This window comes from Enterococcus lemanii (assembly GCF_016909125.1).
In the GTDB taxonomy this organism is placed as follows: Bacteria; Bacillota; Bacilli; order Lactobacillales; family Enterococcaceae; genus Enterococcus_I; species Enterococcus_I lemanii.
The window spans coordinates 56,527-66,866 of the sequence record NZ_JAFBFD010000012.1; the positions used below are offsets into that span (position 1 = coordinate 56,527).

Genomic DNA, 10,340 nt, shown 5'->3' on the forward strand with positions numbered 1-10,340 from the left:
AAAAGTGGCGTGAGAATGCCGCTTTTTCCTTTACTTTGGAAGGGGGAGGCCTATTTGAATACATTTTGGAATTGGACCAAAGAACATAAAATCAAAGTCATTTTTTACTTGCTGTTTTTTCTTTTGAGTAATTATGTTTCGAGTTTTTTCAGTACCTATACAGGAACGTTTTTCAATAAATTAAGCTATTTAACTTCTCATCTTACGGTCATTTTCGAGGCTTTTCCAATCGCATTAACGATAAAAGACTTAGGCCTAGCATTAGGCGTTACAAGCGTACTGATTCTTTTGGTATCACAAAAAGAAGAAAATAATAAGACGTACCGCAAAGGAGTTGAGCATGGTTCGGCGACGTGGGGCAATCCAAAAAAAGATTTAGAAGGTATGTTTAATCAAAAAGATGATTCAAGGAATATTCTTTTCTCGGAAAATATTAGAATGGCAATTAACAATGAAGACGTGACGGATTTTAAAGCGCAACGCAATAAAAATGCGCTGATTATTGGTGGGTCTGGGAGTGGGAAAACCCGCTTTTTCGTAAAGCCGAATATTATGCAGTTAAATGCTGATTTTGTAGTCACTGATCCCAAGGGGTCGATTTTAAATGAACTGGGGGTTCTCTTGCGAGCAAAAGAAAACTATGATATTCGGGTGTTGAATCTCATTGATTTTTCAAAATCTATGCACTACAACCCCTTAGCTTATATCAAAAAAGAAGAGGATATTTTAAAGGTCGTAGAAACAATTATCAAAAATACCAGTGCCAAAGACGCAAAAGAAGATTTCTGGGTAACCACTGAAAAATTAATCTATCAAGCCTTGATTGCTGCCATCCTCAATTATTTTGAACCAGAAGAACGTCATTTGGGAACGCTGGTGGATTTATTAGCTTTATTTGAAGTAAAAGAAAACGACGAGGACTATATCAGCACGGTTGATCAGATGTTTTTAGATATTGAAGCAAGTGATCCTGATGCTTTTTGTGTCAAACAGTACAATGCCTTCAAATTAGCAGCAGGCGAGACCGCTAAGAGTATTTTAATCTCTTGTGCGACACGACTAGCTCCTTTAAATATCCCTGCTGTAAGAGACTTATTAAGCACCGATGAAATGAAATTGGAAGAACTGGGGAATAAAGTGTTACGTGATGAAAAAGGAAAGGTTCAATACGATAAAAACGGGAATATTATGTATCAGCCTGTCGCTTTATTCGTTATTATCCCTGACAGTGATACCACCTTTAACTTTATTTCTAGTATTATGTACACGCAAATGTTTAATACAGTCATTACGATTGCAGATACGAAGTATAATGGCTCATTACCTAGACCTATTCGTTGTTTGTTTGATGAATTTGCCAATACAGGACAAATTCCTAATTTTGAGATTTTAATTGCTACGATACGTTCGAGAAATATTTCTGCTACACCTATTTTACAAACACTCTCACAATTGAAAAAAATCTATAAAGATTCTGCTGATACGATTGTCGGGAACTGTGATACGTTGGTCTTTTTAGGTGGAAAAGAAGAAAGTACCTTAAAAATGATTTCGGGGCAATTGGGGAAAGGGACGATCGATGATTTCAATACCTCACGAACGAGAAGCCAAAATGATAGTTTTGGGCAGAACTATTCTAAATTAGGTCGAGAATTAATGACCCCTGACGAAATTCAAAAAATGGATCGAAGAAAGGCAATTGTTATGATTACCAGCTTGCCGCCATTTATGGATAATAAATATGACATTACCAAACACCCTCATTATCAATATCATGGGCAAGCGCCTGTGGTTGCTAATGGAAAGATAGTTAAAAAAGGGGAAAATTGGTTTGACACAGATCGATACCTTACTGGTTATCGAAATAAAATAACAAAAACTAGTAAAAGAAGAAAAAATGATCAAGAAAGTTTATTGAATGAAATTCTGCACGAAGATCCAAATTTCAAAGTTTCAATGAAATAAGCTATTTTTAGAGGTAATTCTAGACAGTTAATTCCATCAATTTATCACGTTAATCGTTTGAAATGAGCTTAGAATCACTTTCTGCTACATTGATCTTCTAGCGATACAAAGAAAAGACTGTAGACAACATCTAATTATTGGACGTTGTCTACAGTCTAAAAACATTAGAAGTAGCTTTTCGTTTATGCGAAATTTACTTCTAGTGTTTTACCCAAAGCATAGGCAATCTTTGACATGGTATCAAAACTTGTGTTTCCCCCGCGTTCAATTCTAGCAATAGTTGATTGGGGGACGTGTGCTAATTCGGCTAGTTCACGTTGTGTTAAGCCAGCACGTTCTCGTGCATTCATTAAAATAACTGCACTTTGAAGTTTTGTATTTTCAGCTTCAAATTCGGCTTTAAAATGAGGGTCTTTTAGTTTTTCAGCTAAGTAATCATCAAATTTAATAGTTGTCATTTTTTATTCCCTCCTCAAATTCTTTTCTAATTTCTATGGCTCTTACTATTTCTTTTTTCGGGGTCTTTTGTGTCTTCTTACTAAAGCCGTGCGTAATAATATATTTTGACCCTGTGAAATGAAAATATAAAGCTCTCTGAATGTTATTGCCTACTTCAGAACGTAATTCAAATAGATTGTCCTCCAACTTTTTAACCCACTTCATTTTAATCGCTACTAACAACCCGTGTTCTTGCACATTGTAAATTAGTGTGAGTAGTTTATTCTGATCTTTTTCAGGCAAAGATTCTAAGAACTCTTGAAATTCATTGTGTCCGTTGGGACGTTCGTAAAATTCAAACTTTGGTTTTTCCATATTCATATGATAGCATATAATGTTCAAAAAATCAATATATGCTATCGAAAGTTTGCACATGCAAATCACGTTTTTATTTTGAAAAAGAGAGAAAATCGATATAGCCCTTTTCACCGATTATTACAGCGGCATTATAGGTCTTTTTATCTTTAGTTTTGATCCCTTTCACAATAGTCTCTTTGCCTTGCAGCAACTCTCTCACATTCGTCTTCGTCAGTTTTTTCTTACGAAAATTGTTTGCTAGAGTAAAGGTACAGTTAGGATAATTTGAACAGCCGTAAAAGGATTTTTTCAGGACAATGTTATTGCCACACTTCGGACATTTCCCAACGATATTTTTTTCTGCTTCTTTTTCCTTTTGTTCTTGGTAATCAGAAAAACTGATGTTTTCAATATCACTCGGTACAACTTCCAATAAATGGACAATGAATTTTTTGATGTTATTGAGGAAGTTTTCTTGATTACCTTCTCTTTTCCCAATTTTTTTCAAATAGGCTTCCCATTTTGCCGTCATTTCCGCGCTTGTTAAAAGGTGCTGGCTTTTTACTGCCTGGCACAGGAGTTTGCCTTTTTCCGTTACAAGCAATTTATTTTTAACGACTTTGATATATTCTTTTTGCTTCAACGTTTCAATAATGCTGGCTCTTGTCGCTTCGGTACCGATACCTTCCACTTCTTGTAAAATTTTGATTGCTTCTTCATCATCAACCGTTTTATTGGCGGTTTTCATAGCGGTTAACAACGTACCTTCTGTAAAAGCTTTCGGTGGTTGCGTTTCCTTCTCCACGCTTTTGACATTCACGCTGGCACCCTCTCCGATGATAACTAGCGGTAATGTTTGAACGTCTTCTTTTTCTTCTTGATTTTGTTGACTAAATAAAACTTTCCAACCTTCTTGTTTCGGCATTTTTCCTATAGATTGAAATAGTAAGTCAGCTACTTTCGTCTGGATCTTGGTTTCTTCATACAGATAATCAGGTAAAAACATAGCAACGGTCGTTTTAACGACTAAAGCATAAATCTTTCGTTGTAATTCGTCCATTTTTGCCAATGCCGCTGTACTTGGCACTTGTTTGGTTGGGATAATAGCATGGTGTTCTTGCACCTTGCTATTGTCCACGTAACGCTTTCTAGGCGACGTTTGAACCATTTCAAGATCTTGATTCAAATAATGGCAATACTTTCCAAAATTTGTCTTTAAATAGGCAAATTCGTTCTCAGTAATAAACGGTGTATCGGTTCTCGGATAACTCAATAATTTGGCTTCGTATAACCCTTGAACGGCTTTTAAGGTTTGACTTGCTGTCGCTTTATACAATTGATTGACTTTTGATTGCAAGCTACTTAAAGAAAACAAACTTGGGCTATTCGTTTTCTTTTCTTTTGTTTGTACATCCGCTATTCTTCCTTCTTGATTGCCTATTTCAGCGTGTTTAGAAGAAAGATAGGTTAATAGTTCATCTTTACTAGAAAATCGCTGTGTAGGGATAAGAGTGCCTTTAAACGTTCCTTGTTTGACCGTGATGTCTGCTTCTATCTCGAAAAATGGCTCTTTTTTAAACTGTTCGATGGCTTCCTGGCGTTGATAAATCATATAAAGCGTCGGTGTTTGTACACGGCCTAACGAAAATGTTCCTTGTACACCTTTTTTTTGCAAATTTAACGTATATAAAGGACTGGCATTCATGCCAATCAGCCAATCCGCAATCTGGCGTGTTTGTGCTTCTTGATAAAAAGGGTAGTAGTCCGAGCCCTCTTTTAAGTTTTTAAAGCCTTCGTAAATCACATCTTTTTCTAAGCTATTAATCCATAATCGTTTATACGTCTTTTCTTTCGAAAAGGCATTTGCTTGATGGATAATCGACCAAGCGATATTTTCTCCTTCTCGATCGCTATCTGTTGCAACAATGATAGTCGTCGCCTTTTTTAAAAGTTCCGCAACAATTTTAAATTGCTTCTTTTTATCCTTAGACACTTCAAATTCATAGTGCTTTGGAAAAATCGGTAACGCTGTCAGCGACCACTTTTGCCATTTTTCATCGTAATGTCCTGGCTCTGCTAATTCAACTAAATGACCAAAACCAAACGTAATAAAGGTTTCATCTTTAAAAATGGGATCTTTAATCTCAAAATAGCCGTCCTTTTTGTTACTTTGTTTCAGAGCACTCGCATAAGCTAGTGCCTGGCTTGGTTTTTCTGCTAATATCACTGTGCTCACTAGAATCACCTCTTTATTATTACTAGTAATAATATCATTTTCCTTGCTCGACTAACCAATTTTCCAATCGTTTGCGCAGCGTTCGATTGGGATAGGGTAAATCAGTCCATTCGATCAAATCAACGCCTTCAAAGAGTGCAAATTGCCCTAAAATACCAAATTGTACCGTTCGAAAGCCAAAACGGTCTAAAGCACGTTGGACTTTCAACGGAATTTTGTTGTCAAAGTAATTAATCTCAATGGTTTCCTCGTAACAGTGTTTTAGAATTAAGTTTTTTTGGTATTCTTTCAGTTCATGGGCAATCATCATTTCTCGTTTTTCAAGCGCTTGTTGGGTGGCTTCTTTGCGCCCAGCCAACACACCTGCTTGATAGCCCTGCTTGTACGCTAGCTGATGTTGTAGGGGGTCTTCCGTGTCAAAGAATTGCTTGCGGACGATAAATTCTTCTAAACTTTGCTCGTTAATCTGATAGCCTTCTTTTTTCGATAATAATACCGCTTCAATCTTACCTTGTCGTAACCAACGTCGCAGCATTTGTAGACTAGACGTAACCCCTGCTTGTTCTAAGCGTTTCAAGGCTTGAGTTGTATTCATGGCAATCGCCCTTTCTTTAATGTTACTGGTAACATTAATATAGCACGAATTACTTAATTTTACTAGTAATTATAAATAGTTTTATGACTACTAGGGATATCTAGCTTAACTATGAAATGATAGATTTCTCTTTTTTACCTCTTGTTCCCTTTACAAAACAAACATACGTTCGTATAATTGACCTAAAAAGAGGTGGATTTTATGTATTTTGACTATAATTTTGAACCTCGAGGCGACTATTTATGTATCGACTGTAAAAGTTTTTATGCTTCTGTTGAATGTGTGGCACGTGGTCTAAATCCATTGACTGCCATGTTAGTCGTACTATCAGGCGCTGATCGCCCTGGCGGGTTGGTTTTGGCTTCCTCCCCCACTGCTAAAAGAGTTCTTGGAATATCGAACGTTACACGAAAATTTGAATTGCCTAACCACCCTGATTTGATTCAAGTCCCGCCACGGATGGGGTTATATATCGAAACAAATATGAAAATCGTTAATATTATTCGTCGCTATGTTTCTGATGACGATATTCATGTTTATAGTATCGATGAATTATTTATTCGTTACGATAAAGTGAAAAGTCTTTATGGAAATGTTGATGTCAAACTCTTTGCAAAAGCGATTATGCGGAAGATTTTGCAAGAGACAGGGATTTATACCACGATTGGGATTGGTGATAATATGCTTTTAGCAAAGCTGGCTTTAGATAACGAAGCAAAGAAAAATCCTGATATGATGGCGGAATGGCGCTATGAAGACGTGCCGACAAAGGTTTGGACCATTAACCCAATCACTGATTTTTGGGGAATTGGAGAAAAAACAGCCCAAAATTTATATAAAAAAGGGATTGATACAATTGAAGATTTGGCAAATTGTAATCCATTTTTACTCAAGGAAAGTATGGGAGCTATCGGCGTACAGCTCCATGCACATGCGAACGGGGTTGATCGCAGTCAGATTGATCAGAAGTTTAAGCCATTAGAAAAATCGGTCTCAAATTCTCAAGTGCTATTGAGAGATTATACAGATATTCGAGAAATTGAAGTCATTGTTCGAGAAATGACTGATTTAGTTGCTTCTCGTTTGCGGAAGATTCATGCGCAAACAGAGTGTATTAGCTTAAGGATTGGCTATTCCTATACCACTATGTTACCGGGATTTTCTCACCAAATGAAGATACCAGCAACAGCTAGTACCAAACAGTTGACAGAATATGCCTTAAAGATTTTTCGCGAATATTATATTGACTATGAAGTGCGTAGTGTGGCGATTTCTTGTTCAAAGTTAATTTATCAAACGAGTATTCAGTTGGATCTTTTTTCTGATCCAGAGAAACTGTTTCAGCAAGAAAAGTTGGATTATCTGTGTGATGAAATTCGAACCCGGTATGGATTTAAAGCCTTGGTGCATGCTAGTTCACTCTTGCCAGGGGCGACTGCAATTAGTCGAAGTAGCAAGATTGGTGGCCATTAATCAACGAAAGGAAGGGATTTCTGATGTCTTATGGCGAAAATTATCAAGATCGAGGGATGGTCAAATGGGCGGGTTTTTATTTGTCTGAACACACAGATACATTAAGCGATCAAACGGTAACAGAAAAAAATCGCCCGCAACAAAAAATGCAAATGGACGTGGACGAGATTGGGACAATTTTAAGCGAAGCACAGTTGAAGAATAAACAGGTGGCCATTCAAATTGAAGAACGAGATGTAAATGGCTATTATAAAGCTGATACTGTGGGATTTATCAAAGGTTATGACGAGTTGGGAATTTTTGTAGGAAGGACAAAAATTGGCTATGACGAGATTCGACATGTGGAATTTTCAAATGGATTGAAGTGGTCAGATACGAAGCGATTTAAGGTGTAGGTGAAATAGTTTGATTCTTTCAGAAAGGGTTAGATTGATTGAAGAAACACCTTATTTTTTAGGATAAAAATAGCATAAAAATCTAGTTATCCGCATAAAAACTGGACTTATCACACTTTATCAAGGTCAAAACCACTCAATTTACTACTAATTTACTACTTATGAATGAGCTTTGATACGACGATTTATCCTTGAAAAGTGAAGATATAAAGATACTTCCAATAAAATTTGAATATTTAATAGGTAGACACTTCAAAAAATGAGGTGTCTATTTTTTTACCCGATTTTGAAAGGAAGTGAACTTATGAAAACAAAAAATCAAGAATCAAAAGGTCGTTCCCCACTCTTTAAGACCATCAAACATTCATTCAGCCAATAAAAAAGAAAGGATAGGTAAAAATATGGAACTTAAATTTGTGATTCCCAACATGGAAAAAACATTCGGCAATTTAGAATTTGCTGGCGAGGATAAAGTCGTTCAGCGAAGAATCAACGGACGGCTAACTGTCTTATCAAGAAGCTATAATCTCTATTCTGATGTTCAAAGAGCAGATGATATTGTGGTGGTGCTTCCTGCTGAAGCTGGCGAAAAACATTTCGGCTTTGAGGAACGTGTGAAGTTAGTCAATCCACGTATTACCGCAGAGGGCTACAAAATCGGCACTCGTGGTTTTACAAATTACCTTTTACATGCTGACGACATGATAAAAGAATAAAGAAAGAGAGGAAAAATGATGAGATTAGCAAATGGCATTGTATTAGATAAAGACACGACTTTTGGAGAATTGAAATTCTCTGCTCTACGTCGTGAAGTGAGAATCCAAAATGAAGACGGGTCGGTTTCAGATGAAATCAAGGAACGTACCTATGACTTAAAATCCAAAGGACAAGGACGCATGATTCAAGTAAGTATTCCTGCCAGCGTGCCTTTGAAAGAGTTTGATTATAACGCACGGGTGGAACTTATCAATCCCATTGCGGACACCGTTGCTACTGCCACCTATCAAGGAGCAGATGTTGACTGGTATATCAAGGCAGACGATATTGTGCTGACAAAGGATTCTAGTTCATTCAAAGCTCAACCACAAGCAAAGAAAGAACCGACACAAGACAAATAGTCGCTAGGTAGAAAGGAGACTTTTTCGCATGAAACAGCGTGGTAAAAGGATTCGCCCATCTGGTAAAGATTTAGTCTTTCATTTTACGATAGCGTCACTCCTGCCTGTTTTCCTGCTGGTTGTCGGACTGTTTCATGTGAAGACAATCCAGCAGATCAACTGGCAGGATTTTAACCTATCACAAGCAGATAAGATTGACATTCCCTATTTAATTATCAGTTTCAGTGTCGCAATTCTTATCTGCTTGCTGGTAGCGTTTGTATTCAAACGGGTTCGCTATGATACGGTTAAACAACTTTACCACCGTCAAAAACTGGCAAAGATGATACTTGAAAACAAGTGGTATGAATCTGAACAGGTCAAAACAGAGGGTTTCTTTAAAGATAGTGCTGGTCGTACAAAGGAAAAGATAACCTACTTCCCTAAAATGTATTATCGACTTAAAAATGGCTTGATACAGATACGGGTGGAAATCACGCTGGGAAAATATCAAGACCAACTCTTACACTTGGAAAAGAAATTAGAGAGTGGCTTGTACTGTGAGCTGACGGATAAAGAGTTAAAGGATTCCTATGTGGAATATACTTTGCTCTATGACACCATAGCCAGTCGTATTTCTATTGATGAAGTAGAAGCTAAAGATGGTAAACTTCGCTTAATGAAAAACGTATGGTGGGAATATGATAAGCTCCCTCATATGTTGATTGCTGGTGGTACAGGTGGCGGTAAAACTTACTTTATACTGACACTGATTGAAGCCTTGCTTCATACAGATTCAAAACTGTATATTCTTGACCCGAAAAATGCTGACCTTGCGGACTTAGGTTCTGTGATGGCAAATGTCTACTATAGAAAAGAAGACTTGCTTTCTTGCATTGAAACATTCTATGAAGAAATGATGAAACGTAGTGAGGAAATGAAGCAGATGAAGAACTATAAGACTGGCAAAAATTATGCTTACTTAGGTCTCCCGGCACACTTCTTAATCTTTGATGAATACGTCGCTTTCATGGAAATGCTGGGAACAAAAGAAAACACCGCAGTTATGAATAAGCTGAAACAGATTGTCATGTTAGGTCGTCAAGCTGGCTTCTTTCTAATACTGGCTTGTCAACGTCCAGACGCAAAATATTTAGGCGACGGAATCCGTGATCAGTTTAATTTCAGAGTGGCTTTAGGTCGTATGTCTGAAATGGGCTATGGCATGATGTTTGGCAGTGACGTACAAAAGGATTTCTTCTTAAAGCGAATCAAAGGTCGTGGCTATGTTGATGTAGGAACAAGTGTCATATCAGAGTTTTATACTCCCCTTGTACCAAAAGGATATGATTTCTTGGAGGAAATTAAAAAGTTATCCAACAGCAGACAGTCCACGCAGGCGACGTGCGAAGCGGAAGTCGCAGGTGTGGACTGATCTTGCTGGCTGGTGTGGCAATAGCCACGCCAGCACTTAACCCCCCGTATCTAACAGGGGGGTACAAATCGACAGGAAACAGTCAAAAAAACATTAGAAAATCCTTTGGTTACAAGGGATTTACAAAATTTCAGCGTATGTCAAATGGGCTTTAAAAGTTGACATACGCCTTTTTGATTGGAGGGATTTTTACTGAATGAACAAACTTGGTTACAGCATTTAAAAGAAAAACGCTTGGCTTATGGACTATCTCAAAACCGTTTAGCTGTTGCGACTGGTATTACAAGGCAGTATCTAAGCGATATTGAAACAGGAAAAGTCAAGCCATCAGAGGATTTACAGCAGTCCC

At 37.4% G+C, this 10,340-nt stretch carries 11 protein-coding genes; 7 read left to right on the top strand and 4 right to left on the bottom strand.

Annotated features, from left to right (window positions below; genetic code table 11):
- Positions 1 to 54: 54 nt before the first annotated feature.
- Entirely contained in the window at positions 55 to 1,965 is a 1,911-nt protein-coding gene (locus JOD14_RS04980; protein ID WP_204653726.1) for a VirD4-like conjugal transfer protein, CD1115 family, read from the top strand.
- A 182-nt stretch (positions 1,966 to 2,147) separates the two neighbouring features.
- On the opposite strand, the gene JOD14_RS04985 is transcribed toward JOD14_RS04980, so the two are convergent.
- The 4 genes from JOD14_RS04985 to JOD14_RS05000 all read right to left on the bottom strand — a co-directional run bounded on the left by JOD14_RS04985 (position 2,148) and on the right by JOD14_RS05000 (position 5,591).
- The gene (locus tag JOD14_RS04985) at positions 2,148 to 2,423 is read right to left on the bottom strand and encodes a helix-turn-helix domain-containing protein (protein WP_204653728.1); all 276 of its coding nucleotides are present in this window, start codon (positions 2,421 to 2,423) and stop codon (positions 2,148 to 2,150) included.
- A complete protein-coding gene (locus JOD14_RS04990) occupies positions 2,410 to 2,778 on the bottom strand; it encodes a type II toxin-antitoxin system RelE/ParE family toxin (protein ID WP_204653730.1) in 369 nt (122 codons plus the stop codon). Before JOD14_RS04990 ends, JOD14_RS04985 begins: the two co-directional genes overlap by 14 nt.
- 73 nt (positions 2,779 to 2,851) lie before the next feature.
- A complete protein-coding gene (locus tag JOD14_RS04995; RefSeq protein ID WP_204653732.1) occupies positions 2,852 to 4,996 on the bottom strand; it encodes a DNA topoisomerase 3 in 2,145 nt (714 codons plus the stop codon).
- Positions 4,997 to 5,030: 34 nt separating this feature from the next.
- Positions 5,031 to 5,591 (bottom strand): hypothetical protein, encoded by a 561-nt coding sequence (locus tag JOD14_RS05000; RefSeq protein ID WP_204653733.1) that lies wholly within the window; start codon positions 5,589 to 5,591, stop codon positions 5,031 to 5,033.
- Between the two features lie 201 nt (positions 5,592 to 5,792).
- On the opposite strand from JOD14_RS05000, the gene JOD14_RS05005 reads away from it, so the two are divergent.
- The 6 genes from JOD14_RS05005 to JOD14_RS05035 form a co-directional block, all read left to right on the top strand.
- Positions 5,793 to 7,064 (top strand): Y-family DNA polymerase, encoded by a 1,272-nt coding sequence (locus tag JOD14_RS05005; protein ID WP_204653734.1) that lies wholly within the window; start codon positions 5,793 to 5,795, stop codon positions 7,062 to 7,064.
- Positions 7,065 to 7,087: 23 nt separating this feature from the next.
- Positions 7,088 to 7,459, top strand: coding sequence for a hypothetical protein (locus tag JOD14_RS05010; protein WP_204653735.1), 372 nt, complete (start codon positions 7,088 to 7,090; stop codon positions 7,457 to 7,459).
- Between the two features lie 401 nt (positions 7,460 to 7,860).
- On the top strand, positions 7,861 to 8,175 hold the full coding sequence (locus JOD14_RS05015) for a YdcP family protein (protein ID WP_000420682.1): 315 nt from the start codon (positions 7,861 to 7,863) through the stop codon (positions 8,173 to 8,175).
- Positions 8,176 to 8,190: 15 nt separating this feature from the next.
- Complete coding sequence (locus tag JOD14_RS05020) at positions 8,191 to 8,577, top strand: YdcP family protein (RefSeq protein WP_000985015.1); 387 nt, start codon at positions 8,191 to 8,193, stop codon at positions 8,575 to 8,577.
- Between the two features lie 28 nt (positions 8,578 to 8,605).
- Positions 8,606 to 9,991, top strand: coding sequence for an FtsK/SpoIIIE domain-containing protein (locus tag JOD14_RS05025; RefSeq protein WP_000813488.1), 1,386 nt, complete (start codon positions 8,606 to 8,608; stop codon positions 9,989 to 9,991).
- A gap of 177 nt (positions 9,992 to 10,168) precedes the next feature.
- The coding region (locus JOD14_RS05035) for a helix-turn-helix domain-containing protein (protein ID WP_204653738.1) at positions 10,169 to 10,340 on the top strand (172 nt) is incomplete at its 3' end.

Excerpts from the sequence above, each read along its gene's own strand:
- JOD14_RS04985 (WP_204653728.1), bottom strand. The coding sequence starts at position 2,423 with ATGACAACTATTAAATTTGATGATTACTTAGCTGAAAAACTAAAAGAC.
- JOD14_RS04990 (WP_204653730.1), bottom strand. The coding sequence starts at position 2,778 with ATGGAAAAACCAAAGTTTGAATTTTACGAACGTCCCAACGGACACAAT.
- JOD14_RS05000 (WP_204653733.1), bottom strand. The coding sequence starts at position 5,591 with ATGAATACAACTCAAGCCTTGAAACGCTTAGAACAAGCAGGGGTTACG.
- JOD14_RS05005 (WP_204653734.1), top strand. The coding sequence starts at position 5,793 with ATGTATTTTGACTATAATTTTGAACCTCGAGGCGACTATTTATGTATC.
- JOD14_RS05010 (WP_204653735.1), top strand. The coding sequence starts at position 7,088 with ATGTCTTATGGCGAAAATTATCAAGATCGAGGGATGGTCAAATGGGCG.
- JOD14_RS05015 (WP_000420682.1), top strand. The coding sequence starts at position 7,861 with ATGGAACTTAAATTTGTGATTCCCAACATGGAAAAAACATTCGGCAAT.
- JOD14_RS05020 (WP_000985015.1), top strand. The coding sequence starts at position 8,191 with ATGATGAGATTAGCAAATGGCATTGTATTAGATAAAGACACGACTTTT.
- JOD14_RS05025 (WP_000813488.1), top strand. The coding sequence starts at position 8,606 with ATGAAACAGCGTGGTAAAAGGATTCGCCCATCTGGTAAAGATTTAGTC.